The organism is Mesorhizobium waimense (genome assembly GCF_003601975.1).
GTDB lineage: Bacteria > Pseudomonadota > Alphaproteobacteria > Rhizobiales > Rhizobiaceae > Mesorhizobium > Mesorhizobium waimense.
Genome location: NZ_QZWZ01000008.1, coordinates 181426 through 199057, shown reverse-complemented (window position 1 = coordinate 199057; position 17632 = coordinate 181426). Strand labels below are relative to the sequence as shown.

The window sequence follows — 17632 nt, the reverse complement described above, 5'->3', positions numbered from 1 at the left end:
TTCCTGACCTGGAATTGTTCTAGTCACGCATGACGTAGACGATGCGCCGCGTGCCGGGGTCGACCAGCGCCGGCTGGTTGTTCACATAGACGTAGCGGTAGTCGTAGTCAGGGATTTCGCGCAGCTCGACCGTGTCGGGCAAGGTCGCGCCCGTCACCACCTCGCCGTCGAGATACACAGGTTCGAGCCGGTGCGTCGTGACGTAGGTGCCGACTTCGGCCGGCGGCCTTGCGATCGGGTCGATCGGTTCGGCCGCGACAATGGCGCTGGTATAGGTATCCGTATAGATATCGTCACTCGGCGGCGTCACAACCGCGATATCGGCGTCAACCGGCCGGCGCGTCAGCACCACCTGATTGCCGCCGAAATCGGCCGTTACATAATCCGAATAGACCCAGCCCTGGCCATTGGCCTCGGCGATCGTGCACCATTTGCTGTTTGCAATGCAGCCTTGGAGTGTTGCCGACTGGCCGGCGGCCAGCACGCCGATCACGGGATATTGCGGGCCGGGACCGGCCCGCACATTGAGATCGGTGACAGCCGAAACGGCGGTTTCGGCCAGGGCCGCGCCCGACATGGCGACGAGCGCCCCGGCGATGGCCGGAAACAGTATGGCTTTCATGATTTCTCTCCGTTCTTCGAACTCCCTCGCGAACGGAAACGAAACAAGGCCTTATGCGTTCCGGCTAAAATGCCCCTGCCGGCTCACGAATTGTTCCCTTTTCTTTCGGCAACCCGGTCAAAAGCGCGTGGACGAAGTCCAGTTTCCGCGCCGTCACGTCGGAAATGACGAAGGGGTAGAGATCAGGCAGACCCATGCAACGGTTGATCGAGTTGGACGCCTCCGACAGGACCAGCCATCGGGCGAGGATCTTGTCGAAGGGCTCGGGCACGGTGGCGGGCTCGGACGGCGCTGCCTGCAGTTCGCCGCCGGTATCGCCGCGCGGCAGGGCCTCGGCGTCAACCGTCTCCAGCCGGCCAAGCGGAAAATTCAGCGCATGCACCATCTCCAGCGTGTCGGTGATGTGCAGATAGTGCGCGAAGGTCTCGGCCCAGTCTTCCCAGGGGTGCGACGTCGCATAGGCCGAGATGTGGCCCTGCTGCCAGTCGGGCGCAGCACCCGTGGCATAGTAGGTCTGCAGCGCCTGTTCATAGTCCGGGCGGTCGTCGCCGAACAATGCCCGGAAGGCTGCAAGCCTTTGCGGGTCGTCACGGATCAGACGGTCCCAGTAATAGTGGCCGAGCTCGTGGCGGAAATGGCCGAGCAGCGTGCGGTAATTCTCGCCCATTTCGACGCGCCGCCTCTCGCGTTCGGCCAAATCCGCCTCGGCGACGTTCAGCGTGATCAGGCCGTTGTCGTGGCCGGTCAGGATGCGCTCGCCGCCGGGGCCGCCGCCGATCGGATCGGCAAGGAAGTCGAAGGCAAGGCCGGCCTCGTCGCCGGGGTTGTGCTTTGGTGCGGTCGGCAGGCCGAAGGCGAGCAGCGAATAGATGGCGCGCTTCTTGGCCGCCTCGACGCGGATCCAGCGCCGGCGGTTGCCGTCGACCGAGAGGTCCGGGATCAGCTGGTTCAGCGCGCAGGCGCGGCAGAAGGCCTGGCCCGGCTCCGCCCGCCAGTTGCAGGCGCATTCATCGGCATTTGTGCATTGGAAGACGCCGTCGATACCAGACAAGGTAAAGCTTGCCTGCTCGGGATCATAGAGGACGAGGCTGGCGCAGCTCAGGCACTGGGCGTTCTCGAAATAGAGGCGGTGGCCGCAATGCGGGCAGTCGAACAGCTTCATTGTGCTCTCAAATCATCAGAGCCAGCATATAGGGCGGGATCGCCGGCCGCCCAAACGCGAGCCGCCGCCCCAGCCGCCGCTATCCAATCGCAAGCAAGGCGGCGACCTGCCGTGCCACGCTCTCTCCCGACAGGCGCGCGCCGCCGCAGGTCTGGATGAGCGGACCGGCGAGGTGCTCGCCGGCGAAGAAGATCTTTTCCGCCACCGGCTGCATCAGCGTCGCGCGCGCTTCCGAACGGCCCGGGCGGGCCGCCGCATAGGCGCCGCGCACGAAGCGCTCGCCGCCCCAATTGGTCATCATGGCGCGTGCGACATGCTTGCGCGTGTCCGCACCGAAGATGTTGCACAGCCGGTCGACGACGAAGTCGATGCCGGCTGCCTCACCGGCAGCCGACATCTCCCAGGCGAAGTCGCCGCCGACGAAACCGACCATCAGGTCGAGATCGAAGGGAAAGCACAGGAAATAGATGTCGTGCCTGGCCAGCCGCTCGATCAAGAGATCATCGAAGGGCTGCAGCCCGAGCCTGGTGCCACGGATCTCGACCGGCAGCTTGGTCAGCATGCCCATCGGCAGATCGAAGAAGGCGCCAAAATGCGTATCGGGAAGCGCCGGCGAGAATTCGATCTCCTCGAAGGCGAGCACCGCAGGCGAGGCTGTAACGATGACCGCCCTGGCGCGGATGGTGCCGCGATCGGTGACGCAGGCGACGCCCGGCACGTCCCAAAGGATTTTTCGCACCGGCGTCGACAGTTCCACCGGCACGTCTGCCCCGAAATGCGTCACCAGGGCGCCAAACCCTTCCTTGCTGAAATAATTGGGATCGAGATCGGCGGCGGCCTGGAAATCGCGGATCGATATTTCGTCCTCGTCGGCACCAAAATCCATCGGCCCGGCGAAGGTGGCGGCGGCGCGCGGCGCATGTCCCTTGGCGAGCAGCGCCGAAAGGCGGTCGTCGTCGCCCTCTTCCACCTGGTGCGCGGCCAGCAGTTCGAACAGCCGCGCATCGGCCGCCTTCATCTCGGCCTCTTCGACCTCGCTTGCCTTGCGCTGGCGGTAATAGAGATGATCGACATTCATGTCGTGATGGTGAAGCGTCCAGCCGGCTGCCTCGGCCTCGGGAAAATAGGGATTGCGGTCGGCGGCATGCAGCCAGGCGCAGCCGATGTCGAACGGGACGCCGAAATGCTGGTCGCTGGTCCAGGCGCGACCGCCGACGCGGCCCATCGCTTCCAGCAGCTTGAAGGAAAGGCCGGCGGCGCGAATGGTCTTGGCCGCGGCGAGCCCAGCGGAGCCGGCGCCGATGATCACGACGTCAACGTCATCCATGAATGCAAGACCCCCGTCACAATAAGTACTTGATCGTAGGCAAATTGCGCGGCATTGGCCAGTGCGGCGCGGGGGACGGTGACAATTGCGCGTTTCACTGGCAAATTCGCAACCGGGTCGTGACTCAGGCAATCAGGAGAAAAGCATGGCATTTTTTGCCAAGGGAAGAATCTTTGCGGCCGCGCTGGTGGCGGTGCTTGCGCTGGCGACGGGCGCGCAGGCGGCCAGCTGCGGCAAGAACGGCGCTGGCTTCGAGGCCTGGAAGCAGGAATTTGTCGGGGAGGCCCAGGCCAACGGTGTCGGCTCGAAGGGTCTGGCCGCTCTGGCCGGTGCCACCTACGCAACAAAGACGATCAGCGTCGACCGCGCCATCCATAAGGCTTTCAGTGGCTCTGTCGAAGAGTTCATGAAGCGTCGCGGTGGGGCCGCGATCATTTCCAAGGGCCGTTCGCTGAAGAAGTCGAACGCGGCGCTGTTTAACAAGATCGAAGCGACCTACGGCGTGTCGCCGGGTGTGTTGCTCGCCATCTGGGGCATGGAGACCGGCTTCGGTTCCTCCTTGGGCAAGCAGAATACGGTCTCTGCCATTTTAACGCTTGCCTATGATTGCCGCCGCCCGGGGTTCTTTTATCCGCATGCCATTGCAGCCCTGAAGCTGGTCGATCGCGGCGCGTTGAGCGCCTCGTCGGTCGGCGCTGCGCATGGCGAGATTGGCCATACGCAGTTCCTGCCCGGAAATGTCTTGCAGTATGGCGTCGGCAACGGAAATCTGCGCGACAAGGCCACTGCGCTGGCTTCCACCGCCAACTTCCTCAAGGCTCATGGCTGGCAGGCGGGTGCGAGCGCGAGCGCGAATATGGGCGCCATTGCCGGCTGGAATTCCGCGAGCGTCTACCAACAGGCTATCGCCCGTATCGCCACGGCGATCGATGGCGATTGATAGACATCTCTATTCGACAGAAGGCCATGAAAAACCCGGCGAAACGCCGGGTTTTTTGCGCTTGGCGGGTTTGAATATCAGCCCTTGCGGTTGCGCGCGGCAAGTGTGCGCAGCCTCAGCGCGTTGAGGCGGATGAAGCCGGCGGCGTCCTTCTGGTCGTAGGCGCCGCGGTCGTCCTCGAAGGTGACCAGCGCGTCGGAATAGAGCGTCTTCTTCGACTTGCGGCCGGTGACCATGACATTGCCCTTGTAAAGCTTCAGCCGCACCGTGCCTTCGACGTCTTCCTGGCTCTTGTCGATCATCGCCTGCAGCATCAGCCGCTCGGGCGCGAACCAGAAGCCGTTGTAGATCAGCTCGGCATAGCGCGGCATGAACTCGTCCTTGAGGTGGGCGGCACCGCGGTCGAGCGTGATCGACTCGATGGCGCGATGCGCCGCGATCAGGATAGTGCCACCGGGGGTCTCGTAGACGCCGCGCGATTTCATGCCGACGAAACGGTTCTCGACCAGGTCGAGCCGGCCGATGCCGTTGTCGCGGCCGAGATCATTGAGGGCGGCCAGCATGGTCGCCGGCGACAGCTTCTTGCCGTTCAGCGCAATCGGATCGCCCTTGAGGAATTCGATCTCGATTTCGGTGACCTTATCCGGCGCATCCATCGGCGAGACGGTGCGCTGGTGGACGAATTCCGGCGGCTCGCTCCACGGGTCTTCCAGCACCTTGCCCTCGGAAGAAGAGTGCAGGAGGTTGGCGTCGACCGAGAACGGTGCGTCGCCCTTCTTGTCCTTCGGCACCGGGATCTGGTGCTGCTCGGCGAAGTTGATCAGGTCGGTGCGCGACTTGAACGACCAGTCGCGCCACGGCGCGATGACCTTGATGTCGGGGTTCAGCGCATAGGCCGACAGCTCGAAACGGACCTGGTCGTTGCCCTTGCCGGTGGCGCCGTGCGCAATCGCATCGGCGCCGGTCTCTTTGGCGATCTCGACCAGATGCTTGGAGATCAGCGGCCGGGCGATCGAGGTGCCGAGCAGATAGGTGCCTTCATAGACGGCATTGGCGCGGAACATCGGGAAGACGAAGTCGGCGACGAATTCCTCACGCACATCGACGACGCGAATGTCCTTGATGCCCATCATCTCGGCCTTGCGGCGCGCCGGCTCCAGCTCGCCACCCTGGCCGAGGTCGGCGGTGAAGGTGACGACTTCGGCGCCGAGCTCGGTCTGCAGCCATTTCAGGATGATGGAGGTATCGAGGCCGCCGGAATAGGCGAGCACGACTTTCTTGACGTTTTTTGCTTTTGACATTTGGCGGTTCCGCGACAGGAGTTCTCGGCGGGCGAGGTATCACGGCGTTTCCGGCCTGCGCAAGAGATGAACGGTGCCTGGACCAGATGCTGCATCGGCCAGAAGCTGGCAAGGACAGGGCGCATGCGTTATGGCTGCGCCGTCTTTTGCTGCCTTGAGACCGGCCATGTCCTTCATTCCCGACACCACGACGCTGATCCAGTTTGCCATCGCCACCGTCATCCTGGCGATCACCCCGGGACCCGACATGACGCTGTTCGTTTCGCGGACACTGAGCCAGGGTCGCGCCACCGGCTTTGCCTCAATGGCGGGTGCGCTGTGCGGCACGCTGGTCCACACCACGCTGGTGGTGGTTGGCATCTCGGCGCTGATCGTCGCCTCGCCAATGGCTTTCTTCGTGCTCAAGATTTTTGGCGCCGGCTATCTGGTGTTCCTGGCCTGGCAGGCGCTCGCCAAGGGCTCGGCGTTTTCGCCGGAGAAGAAGAGCGGCCCACAAATCTCGCTGTTCCGCAGCTGGGCGGCGGGGCTCGGCGTCAATCTGCTCAACCCGAAGATCATCCTGTTCTTCATGACGTTTTTGCCGCAGTTCGTCTCGGCGCACGATCCGAACGCACCGGGCAAACTGTTCTTCCTTGGTGTGGTGTTCATCGTGCTGTCGATCCCGGTGACAGCGCCGATGGTGTTTGCGGCGGAAAAATTCTCGACGGCGATGAAGGCCAGCCCGCGCGTCACGCGGGTGGTCGACTATCTGTTTGCCGGGGTGTTCTCGGCCTTCGCGCTCAAGATCCTGACGGCCCAGGCGAAGTAGGCGCATCGCTCTTCCACCAGCTTCCGGCCCAGCGGCCGGCAGCGAACCAGTAGAAGATGCCGCCCACCATGCCGCAGCCGATAACGGCAGCGATGGCACGTGGCTCGGTGACGTCGAAATTGGCATCGGCATTCTGATGGACGAAGCCGAGGAAAACCGCGGCAACCACGCCGCCGGCAAGCGCGTAGAACAGCCAGTCGCGCCGCCCCAGGATCTCGGAGATCAGGATGACGATCGCTGCCGGCATGAAGCCGAAATAGGCGACGAACAGCGCCACGAACGGAATAGAAAAATAGAGCGAGGCCGTCGCCGTCGGGTGGGCATGGTCTGGCGCATAGCCGAGAGTGGCCAGGAACAGGATGTTGAGGAAGGCGCTCGCGGCCAGCGCGGCGACGGCATAGCCGAACAGGATGACGGCGAAGCGGATGAGGTACGCAAAGAGACGATTCAAGCCTCGCCGTGCCCCGCGATCATCATGGCTTCCAGCGCCAGCCGGTCTACCTTGCGCATGCGTTCCGAGTCCGACTTGAGCTGGCCGCAGGCGGCCAGGATATCCCGGCCGCGCGGGGTGCGGATCGGCGAGGCATAGCCGGCATTGTTGATGTAGTCGGCGAATTTCTCGATCGTCTCCCAGTCGGAGCACTGATAGTTGGTGCCCGGCCACGGGTTGAACGGGATCAGATTGATCTTGGCCGGGATGCCCTTGAGCAGCTTGATCAGCCCCTTGGCGTCGTCGATGGAATCGTTGACGTCCTTCAGCATCACATATTCGAAGGTGATGCGCTTGGCGTTGGAGAGGCCCGGATAGGCGCGGCAGGCGGCGATCAGTTCCTTCAGCGGGTACTTCTTGTTGATCGGCACAAGCAAGTCGCGCAGATCGTCATTGGTGGCATGCAGCGAGATCGCCAGCATGACGCCGATCTCCTCGCCGGTGCGGAAGATTTCGGGCACGACGCCGGATGTCGAGAGCGTGATGCGTCTTTTCGACAGGGAAAGCCCGTCGCCGTCGGAGGCGATCAGCAGCGCCTTCTTCACCGCCTCGAAATTGTAGAGCGGCTCGCCCATGCCCATCATGACGATGTTGGACACTTTTCTGCCCTCGGCCGGCACGATGGCGCCGTCGGGCGTGTCGCGGTCAGGGAAATCGCCGAGTCGGTCGCGTGCGGTGAGCAACTGGGCGAGGATTTCCTCGGCAGTCAGATTGCGCACCAGCTTCTGCGTGCCGGTGTGGCAGAAGGAGCAGGTCAGCGTGCAGCCGACCTGCGAGGAGATGCAGAGCGTGCCGCGGCCCTCTTCGGGGATATAGACGGTTTCGATCTCGACCGGCCGGCCGGCGCCGCGCGGCGGGAAGCGGAACAGCCATTTGCGGGTGCCGTCGGCGGAAATCTGCTCCTCGACGATTTGGGGCCGGGCCACTGTGAAGTGCTTGTCCAGCTCGGCGCGCAGATCCTTGGAGATGTTGAACATGCCGGAAAAGTCGGAGACGCCGCGCACATACATCCAGTGCCAGAGCTGCTGGGCGCGCATCTTCGCCTGCCGCTCCGGCACGATGCCAGACGCAACGAGGGCCTCGCCGAGCTCGGCCCGCGTCAGGCCGATCAGCGACGGTTTTTCGGGCACGGCGCCGGCGCGCAACGCGTCACGCGCGCCTTCGGCGGTAAGATCGAACGAAAGGGTCATGGTTGCGCCAATATAAGCGGTTTGCGGCCGATTTCAGCATCGTGCCCGAAATGAAGCGCGGCGCATAGCACAGGTTCAGGGCGGAGTCATGCGGGGGTTGGCTTTCCTTCCCCCCTGTGGGGGAAGGTGGATCGGCGCGCAGCGCCGAGACGGATGAGGGGTGTTGGAAGAAATGAGGCGTTTGCCGGCTGGGTATCGCCGCTGTCAGTCAGTCAGCGTCCTGGCGGAGCGTTCCGCCAAGCTGGAACACCCCTCATCCGACCGAGCTTCGCTCGGCCACCACCCCGGGGCGAGCCACGGGTCTCGCCCCGCTCTTCGGACCCCACAGGGGGAGAAGGGGAGCCGCGCCTATTTGCACTTGGCGATCGAGGCCAGCGCGGCCGAAATGCCCTTCAGCGAGAAGACATAGGTCGTGGTGTTGCCGCGGCCGGACTTGGCCGACACCTTCATGTCGGTGCCGGTCTTCATGGCGGCGATCAGCACAGGCTCCTCGGCGGCGTTCTCGACCCAGGCCGACTTGCCGCGGGTGAACATCGAGAACGACTTCGTGTCGATCGTGACGGTGGCCTTGGAGCCTTCCTGGAAATTGTAGCCGGCGATAAATTGCGGCTCGTAGGACACTTGCTGTCCCGGGCGCTGGCTGACGAAGAAGAACATGTCGCCATGGTCGAGCGTCGGCGGCTGCTTGTCGGTCGGCACGGTGAGCACGTAGCAGACCTTGCCGCCGGATGCCTGGTAGCTGTAGGTGCCCCAGGCATTGTGCTGGCCGATCTTGGTCGCCGACTGCGCCAGCGCCGGCGCGGCCAGGGCCACCAGGACCAGGCTGGAAACTGTAACAATCAATCCGCGCATCGTTTTTCCCGTATTCCAACTGGTGCGGCGGCAGGCCGGTCTGGCGTCCTGCCCGTCGCTTCATTTTGATTTAATCTGGGTTACCAAACGGTGAATTTTCCTCAAGAAAAGGATCCACACCCCAGGAAACCGCCGCCATCACCGCACTGCTGCTCGAAAAGCAGCAGCGCGACGTCCCTGTCTCGACTTGGAGGCCACGAAAGCGGCAAGAGTTTGTCTTTTCAAACCACCCCTGCGTGTGCTGTGCCGGCTCAGCTCTTGTCGGCAATCACCTGCTTCGCGGCCTGCCGGTGCGCCGGGGTGATGTGTGCGCTGACGGCGGTGATTGCGGCCGTCAGCACGGCGATATCGTCGGTGAAGCCGAGGCCCAAGACGAAATCGGGGATGAAGTCCACCGGCAGCACGAAGTAGCCGAGCGCCGCCACCAGGATGCCCTTGGCGCGCATTGGCGTGTTCTTGTCCATGGCGCAGTAATACGCTGCCACCACGTCCTCCATGAACGGGATGTGCCGGGCGGCCTTCTTGGCGGTGCGCCAGAATTTCTCGCGCACTTCGCCCTCGCCGGCCAGCTTGTCGCCAAAGCCGAAGAAATCAAAACCGGAATCTTGCGCCATCAATCTCTCCTTGCAGGCGGCTGCGTATCATTCAACGCGCGGCTGCGAGTAAAAATGTGGTGAAAGCCGAACCCTGCTGCAAGATGCCGGCGCCGATTTGGCATTCCGGCCCTGCCGCGGGTACCACAACACAATGGCGTTCAGGTGCCGAAATAGCGGTTCATCTTCTTCGCCAGCTCGATATCGAGCGCAGTGACGCCGCCGGCATCGTGCGTGTTCAGCGTGACGTCGACGGTCTTGTAGACGTTCGACCAGTCCGGATGATGATCCATCTTCTCCGCCGCCAAAGCGACGCGGGTCATGAAGGCGAAGGCCTCGGAGAAGTTCTTGAAGGTGAAAGCGCGCCTGATGGAGGCACCATCTGCGGCCAGCGACCAGCCGCCCAGTTCGGCCAGGGCCGCCACGATGGCGTCCTTGCCTAGTTTTTCTCTCGTCATCTTCTCGTCCTGTGCTATCTCGAAAAATGACCCTCAGCATAGCGCCGGATCGATGAGCGCAAAGCCCATAAAATCCATTCTGTTCGTCTGCCTTGGCAACATCTGCCGCTCGCCACTGGCCGAGGGCGTTTTTCGCGCCGTTTGGAGCGAGCGAGCAGGGGACCTGGATATGGTGCTCGATTCAGCCGCGACCAGCGGCTGGGAAGTGGGCTCCGCCCCCGACCCGCGTTCGATCGCGATCGCCGCCCGCCACGGCATCGACATTTCCGGACAGATGGCGCGCAAGGTTAGGCTGGAGGATTTTGCCCGGTTCGACCTGATCCTCGGCATGGACCGGCAGAATGTCCGCGATCTCAGGGCGCTGGCGCCTGCCGCCGCGAACGACCGCATTCACCTTTACCTGGAGTTTGCGAGCGGAAGCGGTCGCGATGTGCCGGATCCTTACTATGACGGGCCGGAAGCGTTTGCGTCCGTCTACCGCATGATCCGCGAGGCGTCGGAGGCGCTGGCGACGCGGCTGGAAGTGCGCGTGTCGGCGCCCGACAGCGGCCAGGCTTCCTCGACGATATAGGGGCCGCCGCCGACCGAATCGCGCGACGACATCAGCACGAAGCGGCCAACGCGGAAGGGCAGCGTCGAAAAATTGCCGCGCGCTGAAAGATACTGGGCGACGTCGAGCGGGCTCGAATTGCGTAAGCGCGCCAGCGTCACGTGCGGCATGAACTTGCGTGGGTCCGCCGGCAGGCCGAGCCGCTGGCAGATGCGGTCGATTTCGGCTTGCAGGGCGGTAAGATCCGGCGAGGCGGAAACGCCGGCCCACGCTGCATGCGGCTTTTTCTGGCCGAAGGCACCGACGCCGGACAAGGCTATCGGGAAGGAGGGGCGGTGGACCCGGTCGAGCGCGTTGGCGATCTCGTCGGCGACATGGCCCTCGACATCGCCGATGAAGCGCAGCGTCAGATGGTAGTTTTCGACGTCGATCCAACGGGCCCCTGGCAGGCCGCCCCTGAGCAGGGACAGCGAAAGGGCGGCATCACGCGGAATTTCGAGGGCGGTGAAAAGACGTGGCATGGAAAGCCTCCTGTCCTCGAATCGAACTCACGCCCCTAGCGAATCATCGATATTCAAACGGGGCAAGCGGTTTGTTGGCTCCGAGGTTTCCCCAGCGGCAACCGTGACTTTCCAGCCTCACGACGCACCGCCCGCCCACGCAATGGCCTTTTCGGCCGTCGGCAGGATGCGCTCGACCATCTTTTCGACACCCTTGGCGTTGGGATGCAGGCCGTCCTCCAGCCGCAGTCCGGCCTGGCCGGCGACGCCGTCGAGAAAGAACGGATAGAGAGGCACGCCGTATTTCGCCGCCAGCTTCGGATAGATCGCGTCGAAGGCATTCTGGTAGTCGGCGCCGAGATTGGGGGCGGCGCGCATGCCGGCCAGAAGCACGGCGATCTTGCGCTGTTTGAGCTTGGCCAGCATCTCATCCAGGTTCTTTTCGGTAATGCCGGGCGAGACACCGCGCAGCATGTCGTTGGCGCCGAGCTCGAGGATGACCAGCTGCGTGCCGTCGGGCACCGACCAGTCGAGCCGCGCCAGGCCGCCGCTTGTCGTATCGCCGGAAACGCCGGCATTGGCGACGGCCACGTCATGGCCCTTGGCGCGAAGTGCAGCCTGCAGCCTGTCGGTAAAACCTTCGCCGGGGCCAAGGCCGAAGCCCGCCATCAGGCTGTCGCCGAAACCGACGATGGTGAAGGTCTCGGCACGCGCCGACGAAATCGCACCGCTGATCGCAGCCAAAAGAACGAGGGCTGCGGCAAGAGTGTGTTTGAAAGCCATGCGGCAAGCCCCATATGAGCGAAACAGTTTTTTGGCGAAGGCAAACTTCGTCCCCTATACCATCCCATATAGGACGCTTTCATTGTGACAGAAGCCGTCATCGTGCTGAAAGACGTATCGCTGACGCTCGGTGAAGGCGCGTCCTCGGTCCATGTGCTGAAGGGCGTTAGCCTCGATGTCGCCGCCGGCGAGGCGACCGGCATCGTCGGCCCTTCAGGATCCGGAAAGTCGACGCTGCTGATGGTTCTGGCAGGGTTGGAAAGGGTCGATTCGGGTACGGTCCGAATCGCCGGCGAGCTGCTCAACGGCAAAAGCGAGGACCAGATCGCATCGTTTCGTGGACGAAACATTGGCATCGTCTTTCAGTCCTTCCATCTCATCCCCAACATGACGGCGCTCGAAAATGTCGCGGTGCCGCTCGAACTCGCCGGCCATGCCGATCCGTTCGGGGTGGCGGCGCGGGAACTCGCCGCTGTGGGCCTCAGCGACCGCGTCACCCACTATCCTGGTGAATTGTCCGGCGGCGAGCAGCAGCGCGTGGCGATAGCGCGGGCGCTGGCGCCTTCGCCGCGCATCCTTGTCGCCGACGAGCCGACCGGCAATCTCGACCAGGCGACGGGCCGGCAGGTCGCCGACCTTTTGTTCGCCAAGGCGGCCGAGCGCGGCATGACGCTGGTGCTGGTCACGCATGATCCGGCGCTGGCGGCACGCTGCTCGCGCCAAGTCTCGATGCGCTCGGGACGGATCGAGGACACACTGAGGCCGCTGAAGGTGACGGCCTGATGCCGCTGTCGCAGACGCTGAAGCTCGCCGTCCGCTTCTCGCTGCGCGAAATGCGCGGCGGGCTGTCCGGCTTCCTGATCTTCCTTGCCTGCATCGCGCTCGGCGTCGCGGCAATCGGCGGTGTCAATTCGGTGGCGCAGGCAATCACCGCCGGCGTTGCCGATCAGGGCCAGACGCTGCTTGGCGGCGATCTGCGCTTCCAGCTCAACCAGCGCGACGCGACGCCGGCCGAACTTGGTTTCGTCGATCGGCTCGGCGCCGTTTCGCGCAGCGCCAGCATGCGCTCGATGGCGCGGCTCGAGGACGGCTCCGACCAGTCGCTGGTCGAGGCCAAGGCGGTTGACGACGCCTATCCGCTCTATGGCGCGTTGGAGACTGAGCCGCAGCTATCGAGGCAGGACCTGTTCGGCGAGAAATCCGGCGTTTTCGGCGCCGCGGCACCCGACCTGCTGTTCGACCGGTTGAACCTCAAGGTCGGCGACCGGCTGAAGCTCGGCAGCGCCACATTCGAACTGCGCGCCAGGCTCACCAGCGAGCCGGATGCGGTGTCAGACGGATTCGGTTTCGCGCCGCGGCTGCTGGTGTCGACCGAAGGGCTCACGGCATCCGGCCTGATCCAGCCGGGCAGCCTGGTCGAGCACGCCTACAAGATCCGCCTGCCCGCCGGCGCCAGCGAGGCTGATATCAAGGCGATCCAGGACCAGGCCGCAGCAGACTTTCCGCAGTCCGGCTGGTCGATCCGCACCCGCTCCAACGCCGCACCCGCACTCTCCTCCAACATCGAGCGCTTCTCGCAGTTCCTGACGCTGGTCGGGCTGACGGCGCTGGTGGTCGGCGGCGTCGGCGTGGCGAACGCGGTGCGCGCCTATCTCGACGGCAAGCGCGGCGTCATCGCCACTTTCAAGAGCCTGGGCGCCTCGGGTGGTTTCGTCTTTGCCGTCTACCTGGTGCAGATCCTGCTGATCGCCGGTCTCGGCATCGCGCTTGGCCTCATTCTCGGCGCGCTGATGCCGTTCGCGGCAAGTGCAGCCCTTCGGTCGGTGATCCCGGTGCCGGCGGAGGGCGGCTTCTATCCCGGCGCGCTTGCCATGGCGGCGCTGTTCGGCCTGCTGGTGACGTTGGCTTTCGCGCTGTTGCCGCTCGGCCGCGCCCGCGACGTGCCGGCGACGGCATTGTTTCGCGAGATGGGATTCGAGAGCCGCGGCTTTCCGCGCCTGCCCTATGTCGCAGCAGCGATCGGCATCGCGCTCGCTTTGGCGGCCTTGGCCATCCTGTTTTCCGGTGACCGCCGCATCGCCACGATCTTCGTCGGCGCCACGATTTTTGCCTTCCTGGTGCTGCGCCTGGTCGGTGGGCTGGTGCAGTGGGCCGCCAAAAAGAGCCCGAGGGTCGGCTCGGTAGCGCTCAGGCTTGCCATCGGCAATATCCATAGGCCGGGGGCGCTCACCCCCTCGGTGGTGCTGTCGCTCGGCCTCGGGCTGACGCTGCTGGTGACGCTGGCCCTGATCGACGGCAATCTTAGGCGGCAGATCTCCGGCAGCCTGCCGGAAAGGGCGCCGAACTTCTTCTTCGTCGACATCCAGAGCAGCGACGTCGATGCCTTCTCGGCGCTGGTCGGCAGTCAGGCGCCTCAAGGGACGCTGGTCAAGGTGCCGATGCTGCGCGGACGGGTGATGGCGCTGAACGGCGTCGATGTCGAAAAAGTGAAGGTGCCGGCGGAAGGCGCCTGGGTGCTGCGCGGCGATCGCGGGCTGACCTATGACGACCGCCAGCCTGCGAATGCGACGCTGACGGAAGGTTCATGGTGGCCGCAAGACTATGCCGGCGAGCCGCTGGTGTCGTTCTCGGCCGAGGAAGGCAAGGAGATCGGGCTGAAGCTCGGCGACACCATCACAGTCAATGTGCTGGGGCGCAACGTGACGGCAAAGATCGCCAATTTCCGTCAGGTAGAGTGGGAAACCATGGGCATCAATTTCGTCATGGTGTTTTCGCCCAACACGTTTGCAGGTGCGCCGCATGGCTGGCTGGCGACGCTGACCGAGAAGAATGCATCGGCGGCGGACGACGCCCGCCTGCTCAATGCGGTCACCCGCGCGTTCCCGGCGGTAACGACGGTGAGGGTCAAGGACGCGCTAGACATCGTCAACCGGCTGGTCGGCCAGCTCGGCACGGCGATCCGGGCCGCGGCCGGCGTGGCGTTGATCGCTTCCGTGCTGGTGCTGGCCGGCGCGCTCGCCGCCGGCAACCGGGCACGCATCCACGACGCTGTGGTGCTGAAGACGCTGGGTGCTACGAGGAGAACGCTGATCACGGCATTCTCGCTGGAATATATGCTGATCGGCCTTGCCACCGCGGTCTTCGCGCTGGCGGCAGGCGGCGTCGCGGCGTGGTTCGTCGTTGCGCGCATCATGACCCTGCCGTCGCATTTCATGCCGGAAGTCGCGATGGCAACCATAGGCTTTGCGTTGGTCATCACGGTCGGCATCGGCCTTGCCGGAACCTGGCGGGTGCTGGGGCACAAGGCGGCGCCGGTGCTGCGAAATCTCTGATCAGCAGAGCCCGAAACGGCCCACTTTCGATTAAATCTCGTTAATGTTGCGGTTGGGACGGCTGATAATGCGCGATTCGGCTGCTTCACGAAGCATTACGCTCGGTTACGGTCTTGTTCTTGTCGCCAAGAACCATCATATTCCGCCGCAGGCATGCTGGAGCCCCGCCAGCGGCGCCTGGGCTCGGTTGAGCCCGACACCGGACCGACGGGGCAGAAGCAAAAGAGGATTCCAATGGCTGATCCCATTCGCAACTACCAGACGCGCGCCGTAGCCGGCGCCGCCGTCGATATCGATCAGGGCCTGCGCGCGTATATGATCAAGGTCTACAATCTGATGGGGCTTGGACTGCTCATCACAGGCCTCGCCGCTGTCGGCACGATCATGCTGGCCACCACCACCGATCCGGCCTCGGCGGTTGCAACGCTGCCGAGCGGCGAGATGTTGACCTCCTTCGGCTACGCGATCTTCGGGTCGCCGCTGCGCTGGGTCGTCATGCTGGCCCCGCTGGCCGCGGTGTTGTTCCTGTCGTTCCGCGTCCAGTCGATGAGCGTGTCGGCCGCGCAGACGACGTTCTGGGTCTATGCCGGCCTCGTCGGCCTGTCGCTGTCGTCGATCTTCCTGGTCTACACGACGGCCAGCATATCGCAGACCTTCTTCGCCACGGCCGCGGCCTTCGGCGCGCTGTCGCTCTATGGCTACACGACCAAGCGCGACCTGACCGCGATAGGCTCGTTCCTGATCATGGGCCTGTTCGGCCTGATCATCGCGATGGTAATCAACATCTTCCTGCAGTCGTCGGCTCTGTCTTTCGCCGTTTCGGCGATCGGCGTGCTGATCTTTTCGGGCCTCACCGCCTATGACACGCAGAAGATCAAGGAGATGTATTTCGAGGGCGACGCCGCCGATGTCGCCGGCCGCAAGGCTATTATGGGCGCGCTGACGCTCTATCTCGATTTCATCAACCTGTTCATGTTCCTGCTGCAGTTCATGGGTGACCGTCGCTAATGCATTCGTTTGGACCATGATCTTTTCCGAAAACCGGTTTCCACTTTTCGGGATCATGGTCTGACTGGACCAGCGAGTTCGGTAGGGCGGCCCAACGGCCGCCCTTTTCTTTTGTGTCGGCCTTTGCTTAAAGGAAGGCACATGAACGATTTGCATAAATTATGAGCAGCATCACGATACGGGCCGCCAATTCGGCCGACCTCGACAGAATCACGGAAATCTACGCCGATGCGGTGACCCATGGCACCGCGAGCTACGAGCTGGAGCCACCCGGTCGCGCCGAAATGGGCAGCCGATTCGACACGCTGATGGCGGCCGGCTTTCCCTATCTGGTGGCGGAAAGGAACGGCGCCGTGCTCGGCTATGCCTATGCCGGCCCGTTCCGGCCGCGCCCGGCCTATCGCTTCGTCGTCGAGGATTCCGTCTATGTCGCTCCGGAGGCCAAGGGCCAGGGCGTCGGGCGGCTCTTGATGGAAGCGCTGATCGAGGCGGCGCGCGTTGCCGGGTTTCGCCAGATCATCGCGGTCATCGGCGACGGTCATGCCGACAGCGCCTCGGTACGGCTGCATGAGAAGCTCAGCTTTCGCCATTCGGGCCGCCTGGAAGGCTCCGGCTACAAGCACGGACGCTGGCTGGATACGGTGTTCATGCAGCTGTCGATGAATGGCGGAGCGCAGCTCCCGCCCGATCCGGCCTCGCTGCCGGAGCGGAAATTCCGGCAAAAATCAAATAGTTAAGCTTCGACCACCCTCAGCTTGCTGTCGAAGACGCCGAGCACGCGGCCGAGTTCCTGGCTGCGCTTGAGGATGCGGCCGCCGGCGGCGATGACGGCGAACGCGCCCTGCCGTCGCGCCAGCTTCGGATCCTTGACGATCTGGAACAGCGGCACCTCGCTGGCGCGGCGGAAGACGGAGAAGACGGCGCGGTCGGAGAGATGGTCGATGGCGTAGTCGCGCCATTCATTGGCGGCGACCATGCGCCCGTAAAGCTTCAGGATCTGGTCCAGTTCGCGCCGGTCGAAGCGCACCGGCTGGTCGAGGCGTTCGCGTCTTGCCTCATGCAGCGGGATCAATATTGCGGATGCGTCCCCATCCTCCGTCCCACTGCCGCCCCGATCGGTCATGCCTCGATCCTTCGAATGAATCTTTGCTTGCAGAAGTTGGCGTGTTCGCTGCCGAATTGCAAGGCCCCGGCTAAGCAAGCCGGAGCCAAGCCGTTTCCGTCACGTCCAGTCACATTTGTCAAACGCCTGTTGGAATTGGTGATGCTTCGCCACATTCCTGCCTTATTTTATCCGCGCTCATGCCCCAATGTCCGACGAGTTTACCGGCGTTGCCTGAGACGGTTCGGTCCGGCACCGGCTCGTAAACCCCAAGCCCCCCGCCCACGGGTCTGCGTCGGATCGAACCAACCTCGGTTTTTCCCTCGGAAGAATCGGGTGCGACGATCCCAAAACCTAAATGACCGGCGTCAGAAGCAAGCTGACGCCGGTTTTTTATTGGCTGGTTGGATCATGGCACTGCCATACCTTTGTCATCCCAGGGCGAAGCGAAGCGCAGACCCTGGGATCCATGCCGTGGACGCTGCCGAAGGGCGCCGCCTGTCAGAATAGTCGTCCGATGGACTGCCCGGGGATTGCACCTGTTCAAGCGGATCAGCCTGAGAGGACGAGCGCTCGATCCTGGACCGCTTTCGTGCCAGGTGTCACGGCATGGA

19 protein-coding genes are annotated in these 17632 nt (G+C 63.7%); 7 read left to right on the top strand and 12 right to left on the bottom strand.

What is annotated here, in order from left to right; translation table 11 throughout:
* Positions 1-19 precede the first annotated feature (19 nt).
* The 3 genes from D3227_RS13015 to D3227_RS13005 form a co-directional block, all read right to left on the bottom strand.
* Positions 20-622, bottom strand: a complete 603-nt coding sequence (locus D3227_RS13015; RefSeq protein ID WP_120014503.1) for a DUF1236 domain-containing protein — start codon at positions 620-622, stop codon at positions 20-22.
* Positions 623-686: 64 nt separating this feature from the next.
* Positions 687-1784, bottom strand: coding sequence for a zinc-binding metallopeptidase family protein (locus tag D3227_RS13010; RefSeq protein WP_120014502.1), 1098 nt, complete (start codon positions 1782-1784; stop codon positions 687-689).
* Between the two features lie 79 nt (positions 1785-1863).
* Positions 1864-3111 (bottom strand): flavin monoamine oxidase family protein, encoded by a 1248-nt coding sequence (locus D3227_RS13005; protein WP_120014501.1) that lies wholly within the window; start codon positions 3109-3111, stop codon positions 1864-1866.
* A gap of 145 nt (positions 3112-3256) precedes the next feature.
* Between D3227_RS13005 and D3227_RS13000 the strand changes: the two genes are divergently transcribed.
* The gene (locus D3227_RS13000) at positions 3257-4051 is read left to right on the top strand and encodes a lytic murein transglycosylase (RefSeq protein WP_120014569.1); all 795 of its coding nucleotides are present in this window, start codon (positions 3257-3259) and stop codon (positions 4049-4051) included.
* A 77-nt stretch (positions 4052-4128) separates the two neighbouring features.
* Here the strand turns inward: D3227_RS13000 and D3227_RS12995 are convergent, their stop codons facing one another.
* Positions 4129-5352, bottom strand: a complete 1224-nt coding sequence (locus tag D3227_RS12995; RefSeq protein ID WP_120014500.1) for an argininosuccinate synthase — start codon at positions 5350-5352, stop codon at positions 4129-4131.
* Between the two features lie 166 nt (positions 5353-5518).
* On the opposite strand from D3227_RS12995, the gene D3227_RS12990 reads away from it, so the two are divergent.
* Complete coding sequence (locus D3227_RS12990; RefSeq protein WP_120014499.1) at positions 5519-6160, top strand: LysE family translocator; 642 nt, start codon at positions 5519-5521, stop codon at positions 6158-6160.
* Here D3227_RS12990 and D3227_RS12985 read toward each other — a convergent pair.
* From D3227_RS12985 to D3227_RS12965, 5 genes are all read right to left on the bottom strand, one after another.
* Positions 6132-6611 carry a hypothetical protein gene (locus D3227_RS12985; protein ID WP_120014498.1) on the bottom strand — a complete coding sequence of 160 codons (480 nt, stop codon included), beginning with the start codon at positions 6609-6611 and terminating at the stop codon, positions 6132-6134. The two genes, D3227_RS12990 and D3227_RS12985, sit on opposite strands and share 29 nt — an antisense overlap.
* Positions 6608-7840, bottom strand: coding sequence for a dual-specificity RNA methyltransferase RlmN (gene rlmN / locus D3227_RS12980; RefSeq protein WP_120014497.1), 1233 nt, complete (start codon positions 7838-7840; stop codon positions 6608-6610). Before rlmN ends, D3227_RS12985 begins: the two co-directional genes overlap by 4 nt.
* Before the next feature lie 348 nt (positions 7841-8188).
* Entirely contained in the window at positions 8189-8692 is a 504-nt protein-coding gene (locus D3227_RS12975; RefSeq protein WP_120014496.1) for an invasion associated locus B family protein, read from the bottom strand.
* 251 nt (positions 8693-8943) lie between these two features.
* Positions 8944-9306 (bottom strand): YkvA family protein, encoded by a 363-nt coding sequence (locus tag D3227_RS12970; RefSeq protein WP_120014495.1) that lies wholly within the window; start codon positions 9304-9306, stop codon positions 8944-8946.
* Positions 9307-9446: 140 nt separating this feature from the next.
* Positions 9447-9743, bottom strand: a complete 297-nt coding sequence (locus D3227_RS12965; RefSeq protein WP_120014494.1) for a 4a-hydroxytetrahydrobiopterin dehydratase — start codon at positions 9741-9743, stop codon at positions 9447-9449.
* Between the two features lie 52 nt (positions 9744-9795).
* Between D3227_RS12965 and D3227_RS12960 the strand changes: the two genes are divergently transcribed.
* Positions 9796-10314 carry a low molecular weight protein-tyrosine-phosphatase gene (locus D3227_RS12960; RefSeq protein ID WP_120014493.1) on the top strand — a complete coding sequence of 173 codons (519 nt, stop codon included), beginning with the start codon at positions 9796-9798 and terminating at the stop codon, positions 10312-10314.
* Here the strand turns inward: D3227_RS12960 and thpR are convergent.
* Together thpR and D3227_RS12950 are read right to left on the bottom strand one after the other, a co-directional pair.
* Complete coding sequence (gene thpR / locus D3227_RS12955; RefSeq protein WP_120014492.1) at positions 10218-10814, bottom strand: RNA 2',3'-cyclic phosphodiesterase; 597 nt, start codon at positions 10812-10814, stop codon at positions 10218-10220. The genes D3227_RS12960 and thpR overlap by 97 nt on opposite strands.
* A 117-nt stretch (positions 10815-10931) precedes the next feature.
* On the bottom strand, positions 10932-11576 hold the full coding sequence (locus D3227_RS12950; RefSeq protein ID WP_120014491.1) for an arylesterase: 645 nt from the start codon (positions 11574-11576) through the stop codon (positions 10932-10934).
* A gap of 84 nt (positions 11577-11660) precedes the next feature.
* Between D3227_RS12950 and D3227_RS12945 the strand changes: the two genes are divergently transcribed.
* From D3227_RS12945 to D3227_RS12930, 4 genes are all read left to right on the top strand, one after another.
* Positions 11661-12359, top strand: a complete 699-nt coding sequence (locus D3227_RS12945) for an ABC transporter ATP-binding protein (protein ID WP_120014490.1) — start codon at positions 11661-11663, stop codon at positions 12357-12359.
* Positions 12359-14908, top strand: a complete 2550-nt coding sequence (locus D3227_RS12940; protein WP_120014489.1) for an ABC transporter permease — start codon at positions 12359-12361, stop codon at positions 14906-14908. The genes D3227_RS12945 and D3227_RS12940 overlap by 1 nt, the downstream gene beginning before the upstream one ends.
* Positions 14909-15142: 234 nt before the next feature.
* Complete coding sequence (locus tag D3227_RS12935; RefSeq protein ID WP_120014488.1) at positions 15143-15916, top strand: Bax inhibitor-1/YccA family protein; 774 nt, start codon at positions 15143-15145, stop codon at positions 15914-15916.
* Positions 15917-16077: 161 nt separating this feature from the next.
* Positions 16078-16653: a GNAT family N-acetyltransferase gene (locus D3227_RS12930; protein WP_120014487.1), complete on the top strand. Its 576-nt coding sequence runs from the start codon at positions 16078-16080 to the stop codon at positions 16651-16653.
* On the opposite strand, the gene D3227_RS12925 is transcribed toward D3227_RS12930, so the two are convergent.
* A complete protein-coding gene (locus D3227_RS12925) occupies positions 16650-17039 on the bottom strand; it encodes a DUF2794 domain-containing protein (protein ID WP_120014486.1) in 390 nt (129 codons plus the stop codon). The two genes, D3227_RS12930 and D3227_RS12925, sit on opposite strands and share 4 nt — an antisense overlap.
* Positions 17040-17632 lie beyond the last annotated feature (593 nt).

What these genes read in the sequence shown, in the direction of transcription:
- D3227_RS12990 (WP_120014499.1), top strand. Translation starts at nt 5,519, where the DNA reads ATGTCCTTCATTCCCGACACCACGACGCTGATCCAGTTTGCCATCGCC.
- D3227_RS13000 (WP_120014569.1), top strand. Translation starts at nt 3,257, where the DNA reads ATGGCATTTTTTGCCAAGGGAAGAATCTTTGCGGCCGCGCTGGTGGCG.
- thpR (WP_120014492.1), bottom strand. Translation starts at nt 10,814, where the DNA reads ATGCCACGTCTTTTCACCGCCCTCGAAATTCCGCGTGATGCCGCCCTT.
- D3227_RS12970 (WP_120014495.1), bottom strand. Translation starts at nt 9,306, where the DNA reads ATGGCGCAAGATTCCGGTTTTGATTTCTTCGGCTTTGGCGACAAGCTG.
- D3227_RS12935 (WP_120014488.1), top strand. Translation starts at nt 15,143, where the DNA reads ATGGCTGATCCCATTCGCAACTACCAGACGCGCGCCGTAGCCGGCGCC.
- D3227_RS12925 (WP_120014486.1), bottom strand. Translation starts at nt 17,039, where the DNA reads ATGACCGATCGGGGCGGCAGTGGGACGGAGGATGGGGACGCATCCGCA.
- D3227_RS12960 (WP_120014493.1), top strand. Translation starts at nt 9,796, where the DNA reads ATGAGCGCAAAGCCCATAAAATCCATTCTGTTCGTCTGCCTTGGCAAC.
- rlmN (WP_120014497.1), bottom strand. Translation starts at nt 7,840, where the DNA reads ATGACCCTTTCGTTCGATCTTACCGCCGAAGGCGCGCGTGACGCGTTG.
- D3227_RS13005 (WP_120014501.1), bottom strand. Translation starts at nt 3,111, where the DNA reads ATGGATGACGTTGACGTCGTGATCATCGGCGCCGGCTCCGCTGGGCTC.
- D3227_RS13015 (WP_120014503.1), bottom strand. Translation starts at nt 622, where the DNA reads ATGAAAGCCATACTGTTTCCGGCCATCGCCGGGGCGCTCGTCGCCATG.
- D3227_RS12950 (WP_120014491.1), bottom strand. Translation starts at nt 11,576, where the DNA reads ATGGCTTTCAAACACACTCTTGCCGCAGCCCTCGTTCTTTTGGCTGCG.
- D3227_RS12995 (WP_120014500.1), bottom strand. Translation starts at nt 5,352, where the DNA reads ATGTCAAAAGCAAAAAACGTCAAGAAAGTCGTGCTCGCCTATTCCGGC.
- D3227_RS12940 (WP_120014489.1), top strand. Translation starts at nt 12,359, where the DNA reads ATGCCGCTGTCGCAGACGCTGAAGCTCGCCGTCCGCTTCTCGCTGCGC.
- D3227_RS13010 (WP_120014502.1), bottom strand. Translation starts at nt 1,784, where the DNA reads ATGAAGCTGTTCGACTGCCCGCATTGCGGCCACCGCCTCTATTTCGAG.
- D3227_RS12975 (WP_120014496.1), bottom strand. Translation starts at nt 8,692, where the DNA reads ATGCGCGGATTGATTGTTACAGTTTCCAGCCTGGTCCTGGTGGCCCTG.
- D3227_RS12930 (WP_120014487.1), top strand. Translation starts at nt 16,078, where the DNA reads ATGAGCAGCATCACGATACGGGCCGCCAATTCGGCCGACCTCGACAGA.
- D3227_RS12965 (WP_120014494.1), bottom strand. Translation starts at nt 9,743, where the DNA reads ATGACGAGAGAAAAACTAGGCAAGGACGCCATCGTGGCGGCCCTGGCC.